The sequence below is a fragment of the Aminobacterium sp. UBA4908 genome (assembly GCF_002398115.1).
Taxonomy (GTDB): domain Bacteria; phylum Synergistota; class Synergistia; order Synergistales; family Aminobacteriaceae; genus Aminobacterium; species Aminobacterium mobile.
The window spans coordinates 61,172-85,430 of sequence record NZ_DHCG01000002.1; the positions used below are offsets into that span (position 1 = coordinate 61,172).

The following is a 24,259-nucleotide window of genomic DNA, read 5'->3' on the forward strand; positions in this document are numbered from 1 at the left end:
CTTACTCCGGGAAATAAGAAAAACCTTGCAACTTTTTCTTTTTGGAAAGTTTTTTAACCGCATATCGTTCTTGACGTTCCCGCTCAGATAGGATATCACGAATTCGACTCTCTTCCTTATGAAGAGTAGGAATTAAAATATATTGTAGAGTATTAATTTTAAGCATTGTTTTAGAAAGCTCCTTTTCGAGAGCGGATAGTTTAGCTTTCAAGTTGATAAAAAGCCATACTTTCTCCTCTATTTTTTTCATTTCGTTGAGTAAATCATCTACATATAACGATGCCATCGCCGGGTCATAGGCAAGCCCTGAGAGAGAAAATACTTGTTCTTTTAACGGTTTGAACTGGGAATAACGGCATCCCATAAGGGTATGTCGTTCCACATCTACTTGAGTATGTTCTCTTTCTGGCTTTATGAATTGTAAGACCGATTGCCCTTCATACATTCGAATAAGAGCATATATAAAAGAGATATGGCGCATCTGTTCTCTAAAGAAAGATTCCAACTTCTTGAAATTTCGTCGATCCTCTTCTAACGTCCTTAAAAGAGCATCTCGTTTTTTTTCGAGAAGCTCTTTTCCATATTGAACTGTGGCCATTTGACGACGGACATCAATAAGTTGTTCCCTGGTCGGTGGTCTAAGGTTCTCGTTCATTGTGAATGAGTCCCAAGTTTCTCTGTAATATAATGCTCCGGTAAACGGTAGAGCTCTCTCGCAGGAAGTTCTGCTAAACATTGCCAAGCTATTTCTACTGTTTCATGAAGGGAGCGATATATATTACCTTGGCTGACAAATTTTTTTTCGAATTTTTCCCCGAACTTAAGGAAAAGATGTTCGGTTTCTGTAAGTCCATCATCACCCACAATTAATCGCAATCTCGCAAGTTCCTGAGCACGAGCATAAGATGCATAGAGTTGGTCAGCCAAAGCCCTATGATAATCAAAAGTTCTCTTTTTTCCAATCCCTTTATTCATGAGACGACTTAAGCTAGGCAAAACATTAATGGGTGGAAAGGCCCCGCGATCGTGAATGCTTCGGTCTAGAACAATTTGTCCCTCTGTTATGTAACCAGAAAGATCCACTACAGGGTGAGTCATGTCATCATCAGGCATAGTAATAATAGGTATCTGAGTAACGCTTCCAGAGCAATCTTTCACGCAGCCCGCACGCTCATAAATCTCCGCTAAATCTGAATACATATAGCCTGGATACCCTCGTCGCCCTGGAACTTCTTCTCGAGCGGCACTGATTTCTCGTAATGCTTCGCAGTAATAGAGCATATCAGTCATAACGACCAAAACGTCGTAACCTTTTTCAAAAGCAAAATATTCTGCAGTAGTAAGAGCCATACGTGGAGTTAAGAGTCGCTCTACAGCAGAATCGCTGGCAAGATTTAAAAAAAACACTCCGTTATTGATAGCCCCTGTACGTTGGAATGTATCGATAAAATAGCGAGCCTCCCTGCGGGTAATTCCCATAGCTGCAAATACGACAAGAAACTCCGCTTCTCTTCCAGGAACTCGAGCTTGCTGTACTATCTGGGCAGCTATCTCATTAGCTGGAAGTCCTGAACCTGAGAAAACTGGCAGTTTTTGCCCCCGCACCAGAGTATTCATAAGATCAATAGTAGATATGCCAGTCTCAACGTATGCATTAGGGCTCATCCTCTGCACAGGATTGATGGGCATTCCTGTTATAGGCAAATCCTTATCGATAAAAGATAAGCGGCCACCGTCAAGAGGCTGCCCACGACCGCTGAGAATTTGGCCTATAAGAGCATCTCCCACTGGCATCCTTACCACATCTCTCTCAAACCACACAGTCGTGTTTTTTATGTTGAGGCCAATCGTTCCATCAAAAACTTGAATAACACAGAGATCTCCCTGTATCTGAAGGATCTGGCCTGTCCGTATCCCTGTAGGTGTTTCTATGCGCACAAGCTCTCCATATCCTGCTTTTCTAATGCCAGACACAAAGAGAAGAGGTCCTGATATGCCTGATACAGATCGATAACCTTCTAAGAAAAGTTTCATTCGGGAACCACCACCAGATCGTTGAGCTTCTCTGAAAAACGGAGAAGCCATGTTGTCCCTCGTTCCTCTAATTTCTCTTCTGCAGCCTCTCGCAGACGTAAAAGCTCTACGCGCAAGGGATAGTTAGCTATTTGATCGTACAAGAGCCCTTCCTCTATTCGTTGTTGAACAAGCGCATCAAGACGTCGTAATATATGAAGCAATGCAAACTGTTTTTTCATGGAACAGCTTGCGTCTGCTTCACTAAAAGCATTTTGTTGCAAGTAAATGACTTTTATCGTATCAGCATGAGTTAAAAGCCATTTATCTTTTTCAGAAAGACCGTCTCTTCCCACAAGTTGAACGAGGTCCATAAGTACTTTCTCTCGGTCTAGCATCTCTTTTAGATAGTTTTTAAGTTCTTTCCATTGAGGGCCGAGTTTTTTCTCGAAGATAGGAGCTAAACTTTCTTCATATAAAGTGTAGCTTTGACGCCAGTTTATAGCTGGGAAATGCCGCTGCTGGGCCAGACGCTTATCTAACCCCCAAAATGCGCCAGAAAGACGCAGGCTGGCTTGTGTAACAGGTTCGGAAAAATCCCCTCCCGGGGGAGAAACAGCATTAATAACTGTTACAGATCCTTCTCGTTCAGGCACACCTAACACGACTGTTCTTCCTGCTCTTTCATAGTATTGAGCCAATCGGGTTCCTAGATAGGCTGGATATCCTTCCTCGCCTGGCATTTCTTCCAGACGCCCTCCAATTTCTCTAAGAGCTTCCGCCCATCTTGAAGTGGAATCTGCCATAATAGCGACGTTGTATCCCATATCTCTAAAATACTCGGCTAAAGTCATTCCTAAATATATGCTAGCCTCTCGGGCCGCAACAGGCATGTTAGAAGTGTTAGCAATCAAAACCATCCGCTCCATAAGAGGAGCAGCATGGAATGGATCATTAAGTTCTGGAAATTCTTCAAGAACTTCGGTCATTTCGTTTCCTCGCTCGCCGCAACCGATATAAATAATAATATCGGCATTACACCATTTTGCTAAAGACTGTTGAGTTATCGTCTTCCCAGTACCAAACCCTCCCGGCAAAACTGCCGCTCCACCAAGAGCGATAGGGAACAGGGTATCGAGGATACGTTGCCCCGTGAGGAGCGGGGCATCGAAAGGAAGACGACTTCCTACTGGGCGGGAACGTCTGACTTCCCATCGTTGTTTCATACAAAGCTCTTCTCCACTTTCTAGGCAACACAGGGGGGTTTCTACGGAATAGTCTCCTTCTGGAGCCACCCATACTGCAACAGCTGTTGAAATCTCTGGAGGAACCATAATATAGTGCCTCAAATAAGAACCTTCTATTACATAGCCTAGAATTGTTCCAGAGCTTATGGAAGTTTCTGGTTGCAGGAGAGGTATAAAATGCCATATTTTGTTTCTATCTATAGAGTTAAGATGTATACCCCGTTTGAGATAAATACCCTCCTCACCTAAAACTCTTAGAGGGCGACCAATTCCATCAAGGACGCTACCCAAAATTCCAGGGCCTAAATCTACTGCTAAAAGCTCCCCCGAAAATTCTATAGGCTCTCCGTTAGTAACTCCTGATGTATCTTCGTATACCTGTATATCTACAGAGTTCCCTTCTATTCGAATCACTTCTCCTAGAAGCTTGTTATCTCCAACGTAAGCAACCTCAAACATTTTTACAGGAGAAAGAGTAAAGCCACGCACAACTGGCCCGGATATTCCCGTTATTTTTCCTGAAGACACTGCTATGGCCTCCTCTCTCAGTCCCTTCCCAGAAGTAATGAAGGGAAAGGGATCCACACTGGTCTTTGCATCTTCTCAAACCGTTTACGATAGGTATCGGGAAGTTCATTAAACCATTGTTCTTCCACGATAATAAAAGCAATTGATTCTTCCAGTAACTCACGATATGTACCAGCAATATCCGAAGGATTCTCACACACAATCCCTTCAAAGCCTTCCAGACTCCATAGATCTACAAACAATTGTTTTCCTAAAACTACAGCTCGTTTTTCTTGAGATACCATAATCTATTGCCCTCCAGCTAAAAGCTTACAGGAATAAGCTTGGATAAAAGATTTTCTTTCTGCAAATCTATGGAAAGCCCTACTGCCAAGAGATTTAAATTATGCCACTCGATAAAATATTTACCCATAAAACCTAAGCTCACTTCAATCCCAAGAGGATCCCCTCTAAATAAGTTCGCTTGCCACTTCATAAATTCTACAAATAAACTTCTCTGATAATCATGAGGAGATTGTTTCCCTTCCATTTCTAACGTCTTCTGCCAAGGGGTCAAATATACAAGTTCTTTAAGGGAGCTGTTTTTTGATAAGCGCTCTCGAGAAAGCCATTTACCATTCGGTATGTACATACCTACGGCTTCATTCTTTTGAATATACTCGTTTTGCCATCGAAGCCAGATTCCTAAATTCCACATATCTATAGATCGCCCTAAGTATTCTGATAGCATCTGGCTGTTTTTTGAATGAAACGAGGCAATAGTTTGCCAGCCAAAATCCAGCATATGTTGCAATAGGAATCGTTCGGCCTGAACAATGTCTCTGGAATGATCCATCTCGGAAATAGCTCGGGCTAAAATAAGGGCGAAAGGGTGACCATTAGCTCGACACTTCCCAATAATATCTGAGGATGTTATCTGGTTCCCCCATAACTCCCCATAAAACTCTTCCGGCAAAGCCCCATAATTATGCCACTGGGGTTCTCCCCCCCCACGGTTCCCGCTAAAGGAAGCTCTAAGGATCAATCTTCCATTTAGCAGGTCTGAGCGAGCCAATGCTATTTCTAATAGTTTCTGAGCCTCACCTTCCGCCTTTTCTCTAAGGAAACGCATTTGTCGACTAACATGATGGGCTATAGCAGCTTCTATACGACGAAGAATCCCTTTATGGGACATTACTAACTGGAAACGAAAGCTCTCGGAATAAGGGCTTTCGAGGAGGTATTGTTCAAAGGTTTCTAAATTCCCCTCTGCTATTCTCTGATAATCTCCATCTGTAAGGAAATTAGAAATACGAGCCCGAATACGAGCATTAAGATATCCGTAATTCTCGCATGAACTCCGTGTCTTGAAGAATTGTTCGAGCTTCCCTAGAAATCTTTCTAATAATGGCTGGCTCAAGTCTTTGCCACCTCGTTTTAAAGGTATTATCTATAATAAAGATATTATCTTCCGAAGTTACAATACATCCTCCCCACAGCTCTTCAGATAGATTCTCTTTTACGCTTAATATCTCTTCTCTATCTGGAACAAAAGAACTATCTCCTGGGAGGACCTTTACACGACAAGGCCCCGTACATAAATTCATAGCTTCTAATACCAAACGTGCCATAATATCTTCGTAACGAGATGAAGTTTGACGCAATCTCTTGAGGTGAGACTGAGCTTCTATCTCTATTTCTTTTACAAAATAATCATATTCGTCTAAAAATCTTTTACGAAATTGGCTATGTGCCAACGTTACATTGTGACGGAACAAAGCATCAGCCCTGTTTTCTTGATCAGCCCGCATAGTAACTATACGTTTCTCAACAGCCATCCTTTGGGTTGCAATTGCTTCCGCTACCTCCCATTCTGTTTTTTTCCTAAGGTCGTTTAAATTAAGCTCATGCTCCCTCCTCAGAGATTCTATGAACTGTAAAAGATCCTGAGAGTTTGTGCGTTCAGACACGTTCAATCACCTAGGCAAATTGAAGAATTAGCATAATGGCAACAACAAAACCAAGGATGACCATAGTTTCAGGAATTGCTTCAAGAATAATCATGACTCCGGCTGTTTCTGGCTTTTCTGCAACAGTTCCAGCCCCAGCGCTTCCAATTTTTGCTTGAGCCAACGCTGTAGCAAAAGCTGGGATACCTACCGCTAAAGCCGCCGCCAATGCAATTATCCCCTTCTCCATCTAAATTCCCTCCCCCGAGAAAATGGTTTATAGTCTTTACCACCACCAGAATAGAATTTACCCATAAATTCTACATAGTGGAGACGGGCTGAGTGGATACTAGCTCCTCCAATGGCTAGTACAAAATTAAGTAAATGAACACTTAGAGCAAGAAATATCCCTAAAAGAGACAGCCCAAAAACATCAATAAACTTTGAAGCCACAAGAGCTAAGATAGCTGAAGAAAGACCTATAGCCGCAATTCGAACGTAGCTTAAGATGTTCCCTATAGCCCCCATTGACTCTACTAGCCCACCAATACCTCCTCCAGCTATGAGAAGGATTAACCCTATTATGAGGCTCGACAGGGCAATGGTGAATACCTCTTGAGGCAACCATCCTTTAAGAGTTACGAGAGCCCCTATGAGTGCGAACAAAACACATAAATTACCTGTTTTCTCCATCCACACATGGCGTCTTTTCGTTTTTATTCCTTCATAAAGACCTATAAAAAGCCCTAAGATTATGTGAGCTGCTCCCATTACGATAGTTAGAATCATAACTGGCATAACTGCATGGGAACGCTCTACCCAAAGAGGTTCCATTCCAAAAAGACGATGTCCAACATCACCAAAAAACTCTCCGTAAGCAACTCCCCAGGCAATGCTCCATATAGCCATGAATATTACAATGACGCCTAAATCATTACATATTCTATTTTGAGATCTTTTGCGAAGGGAAAAACCAAGTAGAAAAATAAGGAGTCCGTATCCGACATCTCCTACCATGCACCCTCCAAATAGGGGAAAGAATAAAGCTATAGCAGATGTAGGATCAGTTGTTTTATAACGAGGTGGTTGTAGTAGCTTTAAGAAAAGTTCGAACGGACGAGATAAAGTGGAATTAGAAAGAGAAATAGGGACGTCATTCCATTCTGCAGCAGAGGGATAACGCCATTGAACGAAAACGTCAGAACCATAATTTTCTCTAAGGGAAGACAATACTTTTTCAAGTTCATCTGCAGGGATCCATCCTTCTATCAAAAAAGCATCTCCTAAAGAATGGGCCATTTTCCCTAAGAAAATTTCCTCTAACTTTTCGTCAGCCAATATATAGATAGCTGCAAGTTTGGGCCCCCATATTTGAGCTGTATTTTTTAAATCACTTTCAAGCTCTCTCCGCTTTTCTGGCAGTAAATTAAGGCCTTCCTCAATGGCATCACTGGTCTCAAGGATATTTTCCCTTTCATATCCACTCGGAGCCTTCCAAAGAGCACCATTACAAGATTCCATAATTCGAGATACCATCTCAGAAAATTGTTCGTTCACAGCAACAGCGACTAGCATTTCTCCGTCAGGTTGAATATAAGGATGATAACGCATATATTCTCCCGTTTTTATTGGAGCTATACGAGATATTTCATTTCGAATCAGCGTAAGTGCTTCTGCCATGTCTGTTTTGTTCATCCACCATAAGGAGACATAATAACCTTCAGAAATATCTTTCCTTAAGAAAGAGTGGAAATGAAGCAATATTTCATGAGCATTTTTTAACTTTACGTAAAGATCTTGTAAATCTTTACGTTCGTTCAACGAACACCCTAACCTATTGGAAAATTGATCAAGGCTATGACTAATTTCACTCACTATATCATCGAAGGGCAAATTTAAACTGTAGCGAGCATGAGAAATATCGCTTTCTTTAAGAGTTGCCCAACCTGTCCATTCCAATGCCTCTAGAACGCCAAGCAACTTCCCGCGAAGAAGCTTTAGCCTATCGAGTTGTGGGGATGTTATGTCTAGAGATTTTGGGGGATCTAAATGCAATATGCCTAAATCATGGAGGGTTGCAATAATATCAGATTTACGCCTTGTTACCCCCCATATGGCGAGTCTTAACATATCTCGAATCAATTAAATAAGCATCTCCTTTCCCCCTACCCTCCTCCAGCCTTTGCTTATGGCACTATTTCTTCCACTATTTCTTCCACTATTCGGGCAACGCGACCAGATGTCTTTAACGTCTCCATAACTTCATTTAATTGGCTATGCAACTGTTTTTCGCGCTCAGAGACCCTCATCTTTATAGCAAGCTCTTTTTCATACCATTCCTGTTCAACCTTTTCAATGGAATTTTTCTCCATCAAATTTAAACGGTTGAAAGCCTCTTCTTTTTCTTTTAACAACCTTTTTTTTTCATTTTCAAGCTCTTCTTCTAATTTTTGACGGTAGGTTTCTATGGTTTTTTCTACGAAATCAAGAGGCGTGTTGTTTTCGAGGGGATTATTCGCTTTCGTCACTTTCATGCTCCTCCATAACAAACTCACAGAAAGCATCTCTGTTAATAATTCCAATAAGCTTGTTGTTTTCAACGACAGGGAGCCTTTTTATTTTTTTCCGCAGCATTAAGTCAGCAACAGTCATGAGGCTTGCCGACGAATCTACGAAGACAGGAGATTTTGTCATAAAATCTTTAACTGTTTTTTTGCCGAGGTTTTTAAAACGGTCTACAAGGCGAATTTCTCCGTTGTCAAGAAAGGAACTTTGGGCTAAAACTTCCAAATAGGTGGGAACTGCTGCTTTTAAAATATCTGTTTCTGAAATATAGCCTATAAGTTCCCAGTCTTCTCGCACCACTGGGATACCTGATATATTATGGCTATATAAAATACGAACTACATCTAGGATAGAGTCTTCCTCCATTACTGCTGCGAGGTCCTTATGCATTAATTCACGCGCAAAGGTGTTCACTCAAATATTACCTCCTGATAATACCAATTTTAGTGAGCAAAACGCGCCAGACAAAAGTAAAAAGCTCCAGATCTCTTTTCCACCGCCATGGCTCTTGAATAAGACGATACAACCATTCTAAGCCCATTTTTTGTATAAGCATAGGGGCGCGAGATAGAGATCCGGAAATTACGTCAAAGGAACCTCCTATACCGATAGCAACAACGTTACCAAGAGATTTCATATTCTTATATATCCATTTTTCCTGTCGAGGAATACCTAACCCTACAAACAATAACTGGGTTCCAGACTCACAAATAGACTTTATGACCTTTTCTTCTTCCTTCTCAGTAAAATAGCCGTGCTGAACACCTGCTATAACCAATCCGGGATATTGTTCTTTTAAATTCTCTGCCGCTTTCTGTGCTACCCCAGGTTTGCTGCCCAGAAAATAGACCGGCCACCCCTCTACACTGGCGGTACGACATAGCTGACAGAGGAAATCTATGCCAGTAATACGTTCTTGAACAGGTTTACCTAAGAAACGTAAAGCCCATATAAGCCCTGTTCCATCCGCTAAAGTGAGTGCCGATTGGGCCACAATTTTCCTATACTCCTCATCTTTTAATGCTGTTTGAACGGCAAGGGAATTAACGGTGGAAATAAGGACTCCCCCCTCTTTTTGACTGAGAAGAGAATACACTTTAGTAATAGCATAGTTCATAGAAACATTATCTATAGTCACTCCCCAAAGGTCAGGCTTCTCTCCTTTCACAGACCTGTTTTTCATAAGGCGAGCAAAAACAGGGACGAGGGTTACACCAGCAAAAATAATAATGCCGCTCACAAAGAAAACTAAGGCTTTTCCTTCAGAGAGTTGGAACATGGCTATAATTGCACCTGTTAAAGCACAAATCGAAGTAATAAACTTCACAGCACTAGGATGATCAAGCCCTCTCCCTATAAGGCTACGATAAATAACCATCGCCCCTTTGGGATTTGCAGAGAGTAAAGAGCTGGCAAAATGCAACGATGTTTCCATAAGAGGGATAGCAAATAATCCTAACGGCAAAACCATTAATGTACTGAATGTAATTCCCTTGCTAACGCCGAGCAGAGACGTACCAGCCACAAGAACTCCCCAAAAAGCGGAAAGGGATTCGCCAAGACGACGATACATATGTCCGTGCCGGCTCCAAAAAACGCCAAGCAATAAAAGCCCCGTCATACTGGTAAACAAGGCATCGGGTAGATATTGTCCTGAAAGAGCCGTTGCTATTAACAATATAGAAAAAGAAACAGCTAGCAAATGTCCTGCCATCCCTGGAATATTATCGAGCTCTTGGATGAGAATGGGAAAAACAGCAAGCCATAGGCCCGTTAAAAATACAGCGATAAAATCTGATAAATAGAAGTATTCTCCATGAGGTAGTCCTAAAAAGGAGATTCTTGGGCCAACAGCAGCAAATAAAACACCTAAACCAAGGAAAAGGAAACGTATTTTTTTTTGGGGATAAACGTGTTGATACATTCCTATCACAGCAGCAACAACGGAAGCCCCAATAATAAGGGTCACTTCCGGATCGCCCGACCAAATTCCGCTTACCATCCATGCCCCGATGAGAAGAATATCTCGAAGATAATTGTATTGACTGTTATCGAGAGAACGCCTGCATAGTCTCTGGAAAAGAAAACATGTAATGACGAGAATGCCAATAAAGGCAAAAAGATTCATATCGGGGATTAGCGAATTAAAGCTGACTATGACAAGCCCCACCTTTCAACTAAAGTTTAAAAAAATCAAGCAAAAACACTCACTATGATATTTTATCAATTTTACAAGGCTTTTGCACTCTTTACCATAGGAAAAGGATAAAGATCGCTATTTTTATAGCGATCTTTATCAAAATAGTATAATTTTCAAAAAGGCCTAAGCTAAAGGCAAAGAAATCTCTCGAACTCCTCCCATATAGGGAACAAGAACTTCTGGAATTTCCACAGATCCATCTTCTCTTTGATAATTTTCCAAAACAGCAATAAGAGTACGCCCTATGGCAATTCCGGAGCCGTTCAACGTATGTACGTAACGTGGTTTCCCTCCATCTGTGGGTTTATATCTCGTACCCATTCTACGTGCCTGGAAATCTTCACAGTTACTACAAGAGCTAATTTCTCGATATTTATCCTGGAAAGGAAGCCAAACTTCTATGTCATAGGTTTTACTTGCTCCGAACCCCATGTCTCCTGTACATAAGCATATAACCCTATAAGGGATCTCTAATTTTTGAAGAACTTCTTCGGCGTTATTTGTTAATTTCTCAAGCTCGTTATAACTATTTTCCGGTTTGCAAAGTTTTACCATTTCAACTTTGTCAAACTGATGCTGTCGCATCATACCCCGTACGTCGCGTCCATAGCTTCCTGCTTCTTTACGGAAACAAGGGGTATAAGCCGTGTAATAGAGAGGAAGCTGCTCCTCTGGAATAATTTCCCCTGCATGAAGATTTGTCAAGGGCACTTCAGCAGTAGGGATAAGCCATAAATCTTCATTTTCACATTTATAAAGATCTTCAGCAAATTTAGGAAGCTGTCCTGTCCCGAGCATGGTCTGAGAGTTGACCATAAAGGGCGGCTGAATTTCTCTGTAGCCATGATGCATAGTATGAAGATCTAACATAAAATTGATAAGGGCTCTTTCCAACCTGGCTCCTAACCCCCGTAGTACAGTGAAACGACTCTGGGACAAACTTACTCCTTTTTCAAAATCGAGTATCCCTAATTTTTCGCCTATATCCCAATGAGCTTGGGGATCAAAATCAAATTTTTTTGGAGTTCCCCATTTGCGAATTTCAACATTATCATTTTCATCCTTACCTACAGGGACAGAATCATGTGGCCTGTTAGGAACTTGAAGCAAAAGGGCCTGAAGCTCTTCGTCCAGTTTCCCTACAGCAGCATCTATATCTTTAACCCGTTGGCCCAGCTCCCGAAGTTCTTCCATAAGATCAGTGGCATCTTTGCCTGTGGCTTTAGCTTCTGCAACTTTCCGAGAACCTTCATTTCTTTGGGCTTTTAAGTTTTCTGTTTCAGCCAAAAGTTTTCTTTTTTCTTCATCGAGAGCTACTATACGATCCACATCAAAATCGTTATACCGATTTTTCAGGAACGTCTTCACTTCATCTAAATTGTTTCGAATCCATTTTATTTCAAGCATTATCTGTCTGCTCCTTTCCTGCGCGAAGACCTTTCAAAAGGTTTGCCATTTCAATAGCAGCCAATGCTGCTTCTGCTCCTTTATTACCGGCTTTACTTCCAGCACGAAGCAAAGCCTGCTCTAATGTGTCGCACGTCAAGACGCCGAAAGAGACGGGCACTCTCTGCTCCATTGCTACATACGCAAGTCCTTTTGACATTTCTGCAGATACATAATCAAAGTGAGGCGTATCGCCACGAATAACAGCCCCCAGAGCTATAATTCCGTCATAACGGCCAGAAAGAGCCGCTTCTTTCGCTAAAAGAGGAAGCTCCCAAGCCCCAGGAACCCATATAATATCTATATTTTGATAAGAAACATCATGACGAGAAAGAGTGTCTTTGGCACCTTCGATAAGTTTTGATGAAATGAGTTCATTGAAACGCGAAGCTATAAGACAAAAACGCAAGCCACTACCAATAAGTTTCCCTTCTGATACTTTCATGGAGATGTTCCCCCTTTCTATATCTAACGAAGTATATCTTTAAGATGGAGCATATGACCGAGCTTTTTTTCTTTGGTGCTGAGATATCTTTCGTTGTACTTATTCGGTTCGATGATAAGTGGCACCCGCTCAGTAATTTTCAGTCCATACCCTTCCAATCCTACAACCTTTTTGGGGTTATTCGTCATTAGGCGAATAGAGCTCAACCCCAAGTCCATTAAAATTTGAGCTCCTACACCGTAATCTCTCAGATCAGGAGCGTAACCAAGAGCAACATTCGCCTCCACTGTATCAAGGCCTTTCTCTTGCAGCTGATAGGCTTTGAGCTTATTTACAATGCCTATTCCTCGCCCCTCCTGGCGCATATAAAGGACGACCCCTCGCCCTTCTTCTTCTATTTGAGCCATAGCAGCGTGCAGCTGTGGCCCGCAATCGCAACGAAGAGAACCAAAAACATCTCCGGTTAAACATTCTGAGTGAACTCGAACCAAGACATTTTCCTGACCAGATACTTCACCCTTTACCAAGGCGATGTGGACTCGATCTTGATCCTCATCAAGAATGTTATGGTAGGCACAGGCCGTAAAAGATCCGTAAGCAGTGGGAAGTTTTACTTCTGCTACTCGTTCCACTAGCTTTTCTCGACGACTTCGGTATCGGATGAGCTCTTCTATAGAAATAATGGGAATTTCATGCCTTTGGGAAAAAATCACCAGATCATCCAAGCGAGCCATAGTCCCGTCAGGATTCATTATTTCGCAGATAACTCCCGCTGGAAAAAGTCCTGCCAATTGAGCCAAATCCACCGCCGCTTCTGTATGTCCAGCTCTTTTCAAAACCCCGCCCTTGCGAGCTGCAAGAGGGAACATATGCCCTGGCTTAAGAAAATCTCCAGCACATGAACGGGGATCAGCTAATAAACGAGCGGTTAAAGCTCTCTCATGAGCCGAAATACCTGTAGTCGTCCCTTCCTGGGCATCTACACTAATTAAAAAAGCTGTACCATGACGATCGGAACTATTCGGTGCCATGGGGTTTAGCTGTAGTTCATGAGCCCTCTCTTGTGTAATGGGAACACAAACTAATCCCCTTGCTTCCTGAGCCATAAAATTGATGGCTTCATGGGTTGCTTTTTCGGCGGCAATCACTAAGTCTCCTTCATTCTCGCGATTGTCGTCATCTACTACTATTACCATTTTCCCATCACGTATATTCTCTATCGCTTCTTCTATAGAACTAAAAAGTCGTTCCTGCTCGCTATTCATCCATTCTCGGTCCTTTCTATCTGAAATCACTGCATCCATCCCATCTCACGAAGGCGATCTATCGTAAGACCGTTGGGAGAATCTGATATTTTTTTCTCTCTTCCAAAACTCATAAATTTTAAAACATATTTTCCTAAAATATCAGTTTCTATATTGACAATCTCCCCTATTCTGGCTTGTCCAAGAGTGCAATCTTTCATCGTTGTTGGAATTAAGCCTACCGAGAACCAGTTGCGAGAAACTTCAATAATAGTCAAACTGACACCATCAAGGGCAACAGACCCTTTTTCAACAATCGTCTCTGTAATACTCTCCTCTGTCTCTATGCAAAGCTGCCGAGTAAGCCCTTCATTTTTTATTTCAGCGATCTTCCCTATCCCGTCGATATGTCCACTGACAATATGCCCATCAAGCCTGTTCCCAACCTGAAGAGCCCTTTCTAAATTAAGAAGAGCACCTGGACGTAAATACTTAAATTTCGTTCTTTTTTGTGTTTCTGGCATCAAATCTGCTGTAAAAGAAGAAGTATCATAGGCCACCACACTTACGCATGCTCCTGAAACGGCTACAGACTGTCCTAAGTAAAGGGATGAAGCTATTGATGGGGCTTCTATCGTTATCTTATACACTTCGTTAAAAGGTGTCATAGATACGAGCTTCCCTATGTTTTCTATAAGGCCGGTGAACATGCCAGGACCCCCTCCACCCACAAATCTCCACTTACATTCGTTACTGACCTCAGTTTTACATGAATAAGCTCTTGAAGAGAAGGAATTATAAATTTTTCGAAAGCAGAAATACCTTGTCCCATGAAAGAAGGGGCTATAAAAAGAGATATTTCATCTGCTAGGGCTTCCGCTAAGAGAGAGGAAGTTAACGTAGCTCCACCCTCGACAAGAACCATATTAACCCCAAGATCGGTTAAGGCACACATGACTTTTTGTAAATCTACCTTGCCAGCTTTCTCCGGAAGGAAAAGAACATTCTTCCCTCTTCTTCCCATCTCTTTGGCTTTCTTCGATTCTTTTGACGAGAAACCTGCAATAATAACGGTTCCTTCTCCGTTGAGGATTTGCGCATCTAAGGGGGTTCGCAAATGGGTATCTAAAATAATACGAAGCGGCGATTTTCCAGATGTATACCGAACAGTAAGGGACGGGTTATCATGAAGCACCGTTCCTACCCCTATCATAATAGCATCGTGCTCTCCTCGTAGGAGGTGTGCCATAGTTCGTGCAGATTCACCTGTAATCCACTGACTCTCTCCGTTCTGCATAGCTACGCGCCCATCAAGCGTCGAAGCTGTTTTTAAAGTGACCCACGGCCGCCCATCGCGGACTCTTCGAATGAAGCCTCTATTAAGCCACTTACACTCTTCTTCTAGTATCCCCCATTCCACAGGTACGCCGGCATCTTGTAAAATTCTAATGCCACGCCCATTTACTACGTCATGAGGGTCTTTCATTCCTATTACAACTCTCTTTAAACCAGCTTTTACTAATTGAGGAGCACATGGAGGCGTTTTCCCCCAATGAGAACAGGGCTCAAGGGTTACATATGCAGTGGCCCCTTGAGCAGAAGAACCGGCTTTACGGAGGGTCTCTACTTCTGCGTGATGAGAACCATAACATTGGTGATACCCTTCTGCTACAATATGCCCTTCTTTAACCAAAACACAGCCAACCCTGGGGTTGGGGCTCACATGCCCAGTACCACGCCAGGCCAAGCTGATAGCTCTTTGCATGAAGTACTCGTCTTCACGCCTCTGTTTCAGGCTCATGCTCTTCACCTCTAAAAAAAGAAACTATTTTTTTTGCCAACACAGGACCAATCCCTTTTACAGTAGTAAGCTCTTCGGGGGATAATGTCGCTATTTTTTTCATGCTGCCAAAATGAGAAAGGAGCAACGCCGCTGTATGCTTACCTACACCAGGAATATCTTCTAACCTAGAGCGGGTCAACCTCACTCCCCGTCCTCGGCGATGACTTTTTATAGCGAAACGGTGAGATTCATCTCGTACCCTCTGCAAAAGCTGTAAAACAGGATCTGCCCAATCCAGCCGAATTGGCAATTCTTTCTCGCTATGGTATATCAGCTCTTCTCTTTTTGCCAGAGAAATAACAGGAATAGTTACAAGGGCAAGATCAGACAGAGCCTTCTTCGCAAATTCCAGCTGTACTGGCCCACCATCTATAAGAATAAGTTGTGGTAAGGGCTCATTGTTTTCTAGCACCTTCTGGTATCGACGATGAACGGTTTCTTCCATGGAACGGAAATCGTCTATGCCTTCCACCGTGCGGATTTTAAAACGGCGGTATAAAGAAGGATTGGCTACACCCTGTTCAAAAACCACAACAACGCCATATGTTTCCCGTCCAGACATATGGGAAATATCAAAACCATCAATTCTCCAGGGTAACGTATCCATTTTCAGTATCTCTTGTAGCTGGTTTAGCGTATCCCATGTTTCTGCATTCAGATCTTCCTGAAGACTTGTAGGAACTCTCTGTCTCGATAAGCGCCAGATAGCACGAATAGTATCTCGATACCGTGCGGCCTTTTCGAAATCCAGATCAGATGCCGATAATTCCATCCTTTTCCGCATTCGTTCTACAAGTTCAGAAGAACGTCCTTGAAGTAACAAAACGATATCGTCCACTCTTTCTCTATATTCCGTTTCACCGCATAACCCCGCACATGGAGCCAAGCATCGACCTAAAGCATAGTTAAGACAAGGACGCCGTCTTTTATCAGGTCGTACTTCGGCTTTACAAGAACGCAAAGGGAAATATCTCTCTATGAGACGCAACAACACTCTTACGTCTTTCGCGCTGATATAGGGGCCTAAATAAATAGAGCCATCATCCTCTTTGTTTCGTGTAATGACGAGGCGAGGAAATCGTTCATTAGTAATTTTTATATAAGGATATCGTTCGTTCATCTTCAAATCTATGTTAAAGAAGGGCTTATACTTCTTTATAAGTCTCGATTCTACAATTAAAGCTTCAGCTTCTGTTTCTGTGCGAATAGTTGAAATGTCTGCTATAGTTTCAACAAGCTTACGAAGCCGCGGAGAAGCAAAACCCTGATGTCTAAAATATGAAGAAACCCGTTTCCGAAGAGATTTAGCCTTTCCTACATAGATGACATTCCCTTCTTCATCGCGCATAATATACACGCCAGGCCGAAGAGGAAGATTTTTTACTATGTTTTTTATTTTTGGGTTTACCATTAAAGAATCATCGTTGTGCATTCTTTTTTATCACCCTATATCCTTACTTGACGTTCATGGAATATAACACCATATTATAATGTATTCTAGCAATTGGAGGTGGATAGAGTGAGTCTTGTTCTATACAATGATCTAACACGAAAAAAAGAGCCCTTTGTTCCTCTCAAGGAAGGGGAAGTTGGCTTTTACAGCTGTGGACCGACAGTCTATGATTATTTCCATATTGGTAACGCTCGCCCTTTCATAGTTTTTGATGTTTTTAGACGGTATTTGGAAAAATTAGGGTACTCCGTAGTTTTCGTACAGAATTTTACCGATATTGACGACAAGATGATAAAAAGAGCTAATGAAGAAGGTATCTCTGTTGCAGAGCTCGCTAATCGCTTTATCGATGAATATTTTGAAGATGCGGATGCTCTCGGTGTCCATCGCGCCACCATTCATCCCCGAGCTACAGAACATATGGAAGACATTGTAAAAACGGTAAAAACCTTAGTAGATAAAGGACATGCCTATGTAGTCGATGGAGATGTATTTTTTAGTGTAGAAAGTTTCCCTGAGTATGGAAAGCTTTCCAAACAAAGTATTGAAGAGCTACAATCAGGAGCAAGAATCGATATTAACGAACAGAAACACCACCCTCTCGATTTCGTCCTTTGGAAAAAGCAAAAGCCCGGGGAACCAGCATGGGAAAGTCCGTGGGGATTGGGACGCCCTGGATGGCATATCGAATGCAGCGCTATGTCTACGAGATATTTAGGGGACAGTTTTGACATCCACTCAGGTGGAAGTGATCTTATCTTCCCTCACCATGAAAACGAGATCGCTCAAGCAGAAGCAGCGACGGGGCAACAATTCGTGAAATACTGGCTTCACAACGGTTATCTGCTTATCGATAAAGAAAAAATGTCTAAGTCCTTAGGGAACTTTCTTACAGTAAGAAAAGCTCGAGAGAAATATTCCCCTTTAGCTATCAGATACTTCATGTTAAGTGCTCACTACCGTTCCCCTATTAACTTTTCCGAAGAGGGACTTAACCAGGCAACTGGTGCAGTAGAGCGGCTAAGAAACTGCTGGTCCGACCTACAGTACGCTAAAGAGACTAGAGCACAAGAAGAAAAAGAAGGTACGCGGGCTTTCGTTGAGGAAATTCGCCAAGCTGACTCTAAATTCCACGAAGAAATGAACGATGATTTCAATACAGCAGGTGCGCTTGGCTCCGTTTTTGAGGTCGTACGCCTCGCCAATACATACTTGAAAGAAAATAATACCCTAGACCCCGAGGCTTGCAGTGCTATAGAAACATTTTTTAAAAAAGTTGACTCTATCATGGGTATTATCAATCTAGAATCTGAGGGCTCAAGCGGGGACATAGATATAGCAGAAATAGAACGTCTTATTCAGGAAAGAGCCAATGCCCGGAAAGCAAAAGACTTTGCTAAATCCGATGCTATTCGAGATAAATTAGCTCTTAAAGGTATTATTCTAGAGGACACTCCAGAAGGAACGAAGTGGAAAAAAGAACTTTAATAAGTGGTATAAAAAAGCGCAGGGGAGGGATTTAATCTTTCCCCTCGCGCTTTAATACTTTCCTTTCAAGAAAGATAACCAACGGAATGCCGAGGAACCCGCATGCTATTATTTCTCCCAATCCTACATACAGGGCCGTGTACGTAAAAGGCATTTTTGCGAGAACAGATAAATATCCCCCTACGATAAGGCTATTGAACACCACAGGAGGGACTGCTGCCATGTAGGGATTGGGCATACGACTGGTAACAACAGCAGCGGCAAGAGTCGCAATGCTTCCAAAAACAACATCTATTAAACCGAACCCCCCGACAAAATTAGAAATGAGGCAACCTATAAAAAGCCCCGGGATTGCCTCTACCCAAAGATATGGTAAAAGAGTAAGGGCCTCAGATACCCTGACTTGTATAGGGCCATAAGAGATGGGAGCCAGAAGGATCGTCAATGTTGCATAAATTGCTGCTATTAAACTCGAAATAACTATAGTTTTAACGTTAAAAAACTGCTTCACTTTTCTATTCATCATTGTTTCCTCCAACAAAAGTTACCCAGGAATCGTTAAAGTATATATCCCCTCATTAAATACCTATACTATTGCCTTGGCTATTTTCATCACTGTTCCTAAAACAACATCTACACCTTTCTTGAGTTGCTCATAATCCGTCCACTCCTCTGGACAATGGCTACGTCCATCTTTGCTTGGAACAAAAATAAGACCTACTTCTGTAAGATCCGCCATAATCATGGCATCATGGCCAGCACCACTTACCATAGAACGATAACGTATTCCCCGCTTTTTCGCTTCTTCTATAAAATAGGTCTGGATTTCTCGCGAAAGACGCACGGGAGGAATAAGAAGTTTCTGCTCTATTTGAATGGTAAATCCCTCACTTTTCTCTATTCTATTAAGAGTATCTTTCATTCGAGAAACCACATTCTCTATGTTTTTCTGCTCCGTAGAGCGTATATCTACAGTGAAAAGCACTTTGCCCGGTACAATATTAGATCCACCTGGATAAACAACCAGTTTCCCGACAGTTCCCACCGTTCCCTCCCCTTTTTCAGAAGCTGCATGGTGAACGTCACGTGCCACTTCCAAAGCTGCCAAAAGAGCGTCTTTTCTCATATGCATGGGTGTGGTCCCCGCATGATCGGCACGACCTGTAATTTCTATGTCATACCGTGTAATACCAACAATAGTATTTACTATACCTACCTCCATAGATTCAGTTTCTAATACGGGTCCCTGCTCTATGTGAAGTTCAATAAATGCTTTTAAATCTTCAGGTTGCCTTATCGCTTCTTTAAGACGAGAAGGAGTTAAACCAAACTCTTGCAATGCTTCTTGAAGGGGAACCCCTTCCTCATCATAAAAGCCATCCAGCTCTTCTTGAGACACTTGACCAGCCATAGCTCGACTTCCATAAAGTCCAGCGCCAAAGCGAGATCCTTCCTCTTCTATCATGGCTACAAATTCTATAGGGTATTGAGTTTGGATATTGTGCTCATGTAAAATCCGCGCTATTTCCAATCCTGTCACAACGCCTGCCAGGCCATCAAACATGCCGCCATTACGAACTGAATCGAAATGAGACCCTACCATAACTATTGGGCCTTGGCCTATTAAACCCTCTCTTCTACCAAAAAGATTTCCTGCGGCATCGGTATATACATGCAAACCTGCTTCTTTCATTTTAGAGCAGATAAAATCTCTTGCTTTTCGATCTTCATCCGTAAAAGAGAAACGAGTAATTCCGTTGCCAGGTGTAGCTGTAAACGTCGATATGGTCTCCAAATCTTGCTGTATTCTACGGACATTAGCTTCAAACATAATCTACTCCCCAATTCTTATAATTATTTTCAAGAAATTATGCCATACTAAAGGTCGTTTTATAAGAGTACGAAAATTGAGCACGAAGTAACTTTTGCATAAGGAACAATTAAAAGTATTATACCCCCTCACCACACCTAGACTTTTTTGCTTTTCCCATTTACAATTATCAATTGTTCTGTGGAGGCGAATGGTTCCTGGTGGGGCCCCCGGACTTCAAATCCGGCCGAGAGGCGGCGTTGGCTGTCTTTGGTGAGTTCGATTCTCACACGCCTCCGCCATTTTTTTATGGAGCCTTGATATTACAGACTTTTCAGAAGCCGATTACTGGAATTTGCACCCTTAAAGCCTTATAAACACTTTGCTACACACATTGCTACACACACTTACCACAGTGTAGTTAAGTTGTGATTAAAAAGGTGAAGAAAGGAGGGTGAAAATTCATATGGTAGTCGGCTTTTCTTTATCATCATTCCCGCTCTATGACAAGCGAAAACGGGCTATGGACTGGACACAGTGTAAACTATAGCCATTAAAAGTTTGTCTTTGTTTTTTTATATGCAACATTATCGATATGTTATTCATTTTACTGTTGCTATTAACCCTATGGTGTCAAAATATTGGTTATTTTCAGCTTTCATCATTTCTATATCTCTTTTCGCGTGTGGATTGTCACATTCTAACCAATCTTCCCATGCTTTTTCATGGCAAGACAAAGATAGGCTCTGCTCTATTTTCACCTTCTCAGACTCTTCCCATAAAGAATGCCACCAACTTCTTGAATAAAAATTCATGTCTTCTTGCCAATAAGGTCTCAATACTTCAGGAACATCATTAAAAAAATCTTTTTGCAATCCAGGAACGGCAATTGCTATAATGCCACCTTTTTTAGTTAAGGGGACTATATATTCGTCTAAGAAGCTTCTTTTAGCACCAAAATAGTGATATGCATCTATACTAATAATCGCATCAAAAAAACCTTTAGCATAGGGCAATTCGTGAGCATCTGCATGAATTGGAATAATTTTATGGTCAAGTTGAACAAGCTTGAACCGTTCATAATTTTCTGTCGCATCAATCCATAGGTCTGTAGCAAATACTTCAACATCATATACCCCTGCTAGAAAAATTGATGTTAGTCCTCTGCCGCAACCCAAATCTAAGACACGCATCCCCGAATGTAATTCTACTGAAGTTAAAAGCTCATCAAGAATTCTGATACAATTAGGTCCCATCATGTTTTGAAGTAAGAATTCCCGAGTAAATAAATCTTCTCTTTTGGTTTCCATTTTTTACATTCCTCTCTTATTTGTAGGGTTGTTTCCTCCTTTTTTCAAAACAGAACAGAAAGGCTCGACTGACTCTTTCACCTCGTCTGACTGATACCTTCTAAATCTAGCGAACACCATATATTAAATTCAACGAGCATAAAATATCTTGCATCGACCATTCTTGAGCAAATAATATTTTTTGAATGTATTGTAATGTAATAATATATTAAAATACACTTCTTATCTAAAACAGGATTAATCTATTTATAAACCTACCTTGACAATGCATTTATCATCATTCCATAACGTTTTTCGAATAGAAAAAGTAGAATCAGGTTTTATACTCCTAATCATAGCCTCTATTGGGGAGAGGCAAAAGAGTTGACACGGACTATTTGTTCCCATCTTTTTACACATAGAACACAACGTACAACTCATATTCACTGCAAAAAAACCATCTGCAACATCTTCACAATTCCAACTGGCACAACCAAACAAACTTTGTACATTTACAAATGCTCGTTTAGGATCCTGGACACCAAATTTTCCAGCTAACATCGCTCCATTTTCCATTTGTTCATTGCGCTTCTGTTCCGTTATTTTCTCTAATATCCCCTCGTTACTATATCGTAAGGTTGAATCAGCAAGAGCAGCAACATAACACAACTGTAACATCTTTAATTTTTCTTCTAGATTCATAATAGAGCCTCCATATTTGTTTTTTATTTTTTACAAATGATCTTATTGTAGCAATATAAAATTTAGTCAATTAAAGGAAGGGGAATTAATGTGAATAATAACCAGTCAGAAGTAAATGTAAAACTAACAAATCAAAAAGTTCAATTTAATGGCGTATCAAAAACTAATCCTGACCATCCGATTATTTTTGATTACCTGCCCCCTTTAGGTGATGGACGAGGTTATAAAGGTCTCGAATTATTACTAATGGGTTTTGCAGGATGCGTAAGTACAACGATTGTGTATTTATTGAGGAAAATGGGGAGAAATGTCTCGGGATTCAGGATGAATGCAATAGGCATAAATAGAACTCAACCTTTATCGCTCCAAAGGATCGATTTTGAAGCTATTTTAGAATCTAGTGACGCTAGTGAATTAGATCTTCAAAATACAATATTGCAAGCAGAAAAAATATCTCCTGTATGGATAACATTAAAAAAAAGTATTGAGATTAGTACAAAATCCAGAGTTATAAAGGTATAAAGTTATGCTAAAACTAAATCGTTTTTTCTAACAGCTAGCAGCCTTAGTACAAAAAATACATACGAAGTACGCTACTAATCCACTAAGTGTTGCAAATTTAGTAGATGCAACATTTCTAAAAGGTCTTTCACATGCTGTTGCCATTTTCCCCCTTCACTCTTCTATGGTATTCTTATAATGTTAAGTTAAGTCTAGTTGAGAGAGGGAGTATATCCCTCTCTCTTATCGTTTTTTTATGGAGGTTATTCTATATGGATGTAGAAAAAATACAAAAACGCTTGCGATTTTTCACCGCAGAACGAGATTGGGAGCAATTCCACTCCCCTAAAAATTTAGTGATGGCTCTAGCTGGTGAAACAGGCGAATTGGTAGAACTGTTCCAGTGGCTCTCAGAAGAAGAATCTTACGAAATAGCCAAAAAAGAAGATAAGATATTCGTTGAGGAAGAAGTTGCTGATATAGCCATTTATCTCCTCCGTATTTGTGACAAGCTTTCTATTGACTTAGAGAAGGCTGTAAACAATAAAATAGAAAAAAATGGGATAAAATACCCCGTCGCTCTTTCAAAAGGTAAAGCCACGAAATACAACCGACTTTAAGAAGCGATACAGTTAAAGGGATATATTTTTGCTCCCCTTTTCTTCCAAAATTTTTTTAATTCGGTCTCGCTGATCTCCTTGAACTACTATGAGGTCATTTTCTACTGTGCTACCACATCCAAGGCTTCTGCGCAAACAACGGGCCAAAACTTTTTTTTCTTCAAGAGTCCCTGAACGGGTTTCTACAATCGTAACCGTCTTCCCAGAACGTCCTTTTTTCTCAATTCTAAGAACTATTTTCCCCTTTAAAATCTCCCCGAGAGAAACATCCTGACGAGAGAGAAAATTTTCCTCAACTTCGTCATTGTGCTTCTTTTCTTCTAAAGACAACTCCGATTCACCTAAAAGAGAACGGAAAGGATTATTATATAAAGGTTCGTTATCTAGCTTGTATTCATTATTTTTTTTCCTCGCCATATGTTTCGCCTCTTTAAATATCTTTTAAGTAGTCTAGGGTCGACCGTATAATTTCTCCATTCTTTAAAGTTACAATCTGCCCCTCAAACGGTTTTCCCTTTCTCGCAAATACAAAGGGGGCTATTTGTAAATAGTGAAGGTTTGTATCTTTAAGAGCGAAACTCGCATCTATATCGTACCATTCCACTCTCCCCTCTTCTCCACTCCGAAGTTCTCCCGAAAAAGAATGGCAAGTAAAATAGAATGTTAACGTTTCATGCCCCTCGCCCTCTTGATAGTTATGAACAACTCCTGCCAGTTCTAAAGCACATGGGACAAGTCCGGTCTCTTCTCGTACCTCTCGTATACACGCTTGAGATATACTTTCCCCTCGCTCTTTCTTCCCGCCTGGCACTGTTAAAGTTCCTTTGTAGGGATCTTGCTCTCGATGGATAAGCAACAGCCTATTCCCTTCGATAATGAAACAAAAAACTACTATAGAATTATAGGCATAGTCGCACATGTTCATACAAAAGCCTCC

Annotated in this window: 26 protein-coding genes and 1 tRNA gene; 4 read left to right on the forward strand and 23 right to left on the reverse strand. The window is 41.3% G+C overall.

Annotated elements, in window-relative coordinates:
* Position 1: 1 nt before the first annotated feature.
* From B4J50_RS01130 to B4J50_RS01210, 17 genes are all read right to left on the reverse strand, one after another.
* Entirely contained in the window at positions 2 to 655 is a 654-nt protein-coding gene (locus B4J50_RS01130) for a V-type ATP synthase subunit D (protein ID WP_286847607.1), read from the reverse strand.
* Positions 652 to 2,034 carry a V-type ATP synthase subunit B gene (locus B4J50_RS01135; RefSeq protein ID WP_286847678.1) on the reverse strand — a complete coding sequence of 461 codons (1,383 nt, stop codon included), beginning with the start codon at positions 2,032 to 2,034 and terminating at the stop codon, positions 652 to 654. The genes B4J50_RS01130 and B4J50_RS01135 overlap by 4 nt, the downstream gene beginning before the upstream one ends.
* Complete coding sequence (locus B4J50_RS01140) at positions 2,031 to 3,788, reverse strand: V-type ATP synthase subunit A (RefSeq protein WP_286847608.1); 1,758 nt, start codon at positions 3,786 to 3,788, stop codon at positions 2,031 to 2,033. Before B4J50_RS01140 ends, B4J50_RS01135 begins: the two co-directional genes overlap by 4 nt.
* Positions 3,789 to 3,805: 17 nt before the next feature.
* Positions 3,806 to 4,072 carry a V-type ATP synthase subunit F gene (locus B4J50_RS01145; RefSeq protein ID WP_286847609.1) on the reverse strand — a complete coding sequence of 89 codons (267 nt, stop codon included), beginning with the start codon at positions 4,070 to 4,072 and terminating at the stop codon, positions 3,806 to 3,808.
* A gap of 17 nt (positions 4,073 to 4,089) precedes the next feature.
* Positions 4,090 to 5,187: a V-type ATPase subunit gene (locus B4J50_RS01150; RefSeq protein ID WP_286847610.1), complete on the reverse strand. Its 1,098-nt coding sequence runs from the start codon at positions 5,185 to 5,187 to the stop codon at positions 4,090 to 4,092.
* Complete coding sequence (locus B4J50_RS01155; protein ID WP_024822221.1) at positions 5,099 to 5,737, reverse strand: V-type ATP synthase subunit E; 639 nt, start codon at positions 5,735 to 5,737, stop codon at positions 5,099 to 5,101. Before B4J50_RS01155 ends, B4J50_RS01150 begins: the two co-directional genes overlap by 89 nt.
* 10 nt (positions 5,738 to 5,747) lie before the next feature.
* On the reverse strand, positions 5,748 to 5,966 hold the full coding sequence (locus B4J50_RS01160) for an ATPase (RefSeq protein ID WP_024822220.1): 219 nt from the start codon (positions 5,964 to 5,966) through the stop codon (positions 5,748 to 5,750).
* Positions 5,951 to 7,858 carry a V-type ATP synthase subunit I gene (locus B4J50_RS01165; RefSeq protein ID WP_286847611.1) on the reverse strand — a complete coding sequence of 636 codons (1,908 nt, stop codon included), beginning with the start codon at positions 7,856 to 7,858 and terminating at the stop codon, positions 5,951 to 5,953. The genes B4J50_RS01160 and B4J50_RS01165 overlap by 16 nt, the downstream gene beginning before the upstream one ends.
* A 44-nt stretch (positions 7,859 to 7,902) precedes the next feature.
* Positions 7,903 to 8,244 carry a hypothetical protein gene (locus B4J50_RS01170; RefSeq protein WP_286847612.1) on the reverse strand — a complete coding sequence of 114 codons (342 nt, stop codon included), beginning with the start codon at positions 8,242 to 8,244 and terminating at the stop codon, positions 7,903 to 7,905.
* Positions 8,228 to 8,695: a CBS domain-containing protein gene (locus tag B4J50_RS01175; protein ID WP_024822217.1), complete on the reverse strand. Its 468-nt coding sequence runs from the start codon at positions 8,693 to 8,695 to the stop codon at positions 8,228 to 8,230. The genes B4J50_RS01170 and B4J50_RS01175 overlap by 17 nt, the downstream gene beginning before the upstream one ends.
* A gap of 7 nt (positions 8,696 to 8,702) precedes the next feature.
* Positions 8,703 to 10,409, reverse strand: a complete 1,707-nt coding sequence (locus B4J50_RS01180; RefSeq protein WP_034326688.1) for a WecB/TagA/CpsF family glycosyltransferase — start codon at positions 10,407 to 10,409, stop codon at positions 8,703 to 8,705.
* Positions 10,410 to 10,604: 195 nt separating this feature from the next.
* On the reverse strand, positions 10,605 to 11,888 hold the full coding sequence (serS, locus tag B4J50_RS01185; RefSeq protein ID WP_286847613.1) for a serine--tRNA ligase: 1,284 nt from the start codon (positions 11,886 to 11,888) through the stop codon (positions 10,605 to 10,607).
* The gene (ribE, locus tag B4J50_RS01190) at positions 11,881 to 12,372 is read right to left on the reverse strand and encodes a 6,7-dimethyl-8-ribityllumazine synthase (protein WP_024822214.1); all 492 of its coding nucleotides are present in this window, start codon (positions 12,370 to 12,372) and stop codon (positions 11,881 to 11,883) included. Before ribE ends, serS begins: the two co-directional genes overlap by 8 nt.
* Before the next feature lie 23 nt (positions 12,373 to 12,395).
* Positions 12,396 to 13,637 carry a bifunctional 3,4-dihydroxy-2-butanone-4-phosphate synthase/GTP cyclohydrolase II gene (locus B4J50_RS01195; RefSeq protein WP_024822213.1) on the reverse strand — a complete coding sequence of 414 codons (1,242 nt, stop codon included), beginning with the start codon at positions 13,635 to 13,637 and terminating at the stop codon, positions 12,396 to 12,398.
* A 26-nt stretch (positions 13,638 to 13,663) separates the two neighbouring features.
* Positions 13,664 to 14,326: a riboflavin synthase gene (locus B4J50_RS01200; protein WP_024822212.1), complete on the reverse strand. Its 663-nt coding sequence runs from the start codon at positions 14,324 to 14,326 to the stop codon at positions 13,664 to 13,666.
* A complete protein-coding gene (ribD, locus tag B4J50_RS01205; protein ID WP_286847614.1) occupies positions 14,308 to 15,417 on the reverse strand; it encodes a bifunctional diaminohydroxyphosphoribosylaminopyrimidine deaminase/5-amino-6-(5-phosphoribosylamino)uracil reductase RibD in 1,110 nt (369 codons plus the stop codon). Before ribD ends, B4J50_RS01200 begins: the two co-directional genes overlap by 19 nt.
* Positions 15,395 to 16,870 (reverse strand): excinuclease ABC subunit UvrC, encoded by a 1,476-nt coding sequence (locus B4J50_RS01210; RefSeq protein WP_024822210.1) that lies wholly within the window; start codon positions 16,868 to 16,870, stop codon positions 15,395 to 15,397. The genes ribD and B4J50_RS01210 overlap by 23 nt, the downstream gene beginning before the upstream one ends.
* A gap of 108 nt (positions 16,871 to 16,978) precedes the next feature.
* Here B4J50_RS01210 and cysS point away from each other — a divergent pair, with 108 nt between their 5' ends.
* Complete coding sequence (cysS, locus tag B4J50_RS01215; RefSeq protein ID WP_024822209.1) at positions 16,979 to 18,400, forward strand: cysteine--tRNA ligase; 1,422 nt, start codon at positions 16,979 to 16,981, stop codon at positions 18,398 to 18,400.
* Positions 18,401 to 18,431: 31 nt separating this feature from the next.
* Here cysS and B4J50_RS01220 read toward each other — a convergent pair whose 3' ends face one another.
* Complete coding sequence (locus B4J50_RS01220) at positions 18,432 to 18,923, reverse strand: QueT transporter family protein (RefSeq protein WP_024822208.1); 492 nt, start codon at positions 18,921 to 18,923, stop codon at positions 18,432 to 18,434.
* Between the two features lie 63 nt (positions 18,924 to 18,986).
* Entirely contained in the window at positions 18,987 to 20,231 is a 1,245-nt protein-coding gene (locus B4J50_RS01225; protein ID WP_286847615.1) for a Zn-dependent hydrolase, read from the reverse strand.
* 182 nt (positions 20,232 to 20,413) lie between these two features.
* Between B4J50_RS01225 and B4J50_RS01230 the strand changes: the two genes are divergently transcribed.
* A tRNA-Sec gene (locus tag B4J50_RS01230) sits at positions 20,414 to 20,512 on the forward strand.
* Positions 20,513 to 20,812: 300 nt separating this feature from the next.
* Here B4J50_RS01230 and B4J50_RS01235 read toward each other — a convergent pair.
* Together B4J50_RS01235 and B4J50_RS01240 are read right to left on the reverse strand one after the other, a co-directional pair.
* Entirely contained in the window at positions 20,813 to 21,520 is a 708-nt protein-coding gene (locus B4J50_RS01235) for an SAM-dependent methyltransferase (RefSeq protein ID WP_286847616.1), read from the reverse strand.
* Positions 21,521 to 21,766: 246 nt separating this feature from the next.
* Positions 21,767 to 22,201, reverse strand: a complete 435-nt coding sequence (locus B4J50_RS01240; RefSeq protein ID WP_024822205.1) for a hypothetical protein — start codon at positions 22,199 to 22,201, stop codon at positions 21,767 to 21,769.
* A 90-nt stretch (positions 22,202 to 22,291) separates the two neighbouring features.
* On the opposite strand from B4J50_RS01240, the gene B4J50_RS01245 reads away from it, so the two are divergent.
* Both B4J50_RS01245 and B4J50_RS01250 read left to right on the forward strand, forming a co-directional pair.
* A complete protein-coding gene (locus tag B4J50_RS01245; RefSeq protein ID WP_286847617.1) occupies positions 22,292 to 22,723 on the forward strand; it encodes an OsmC family protein in 432 nt (143 codons plus the stop codon).
* 251 nt (positions 22,724 to 22,974) lie between these two features.
* The gene (locus B4J50_RS01250) at positions 22,975 to 23,322 is read left to right on the forward strand and encodes a nucleotide pyrophosphohydrolase (protein WP_024822204.1); all 348 of its coding nucleotides are present in this window, start codon (positions 22,975 to 22,977) and stop codon (positions 23,320 to 23,322) included.
* Positions 23,323 to 23,334: 12 nt separating this feature from the next.
* Here B4J50_RS01250 and B4J50_RS01255 read toward each other — a convergent pair whose 3' ends face one another.
* Positions 23,335 to 23,739 (reverse strand): translation initiation factor, encoded by a 405-nt coding sequence (locus B4J50_RS01255; RefSeq protein ID WP_286847618.1) that lies wholly within the window; start codon positions 23,737 to 23,739, stop codon positions 23,335 to 23,337.
* A 13-nt stretch (positions 23,740 to 23,752) separates the two neighbouring features.
* A complete protein-coding gene (locus B4J50_RS01260) occupies positions 23,753 to 24,247 on the reverse strand; it encodes an NUDIX hydrolase (protein WP_286847619.1) in 495 nt (164 codons plus the stop codon).
* Positions 24,248 to 24,259 lie beyond the last annotated feature (12 nt).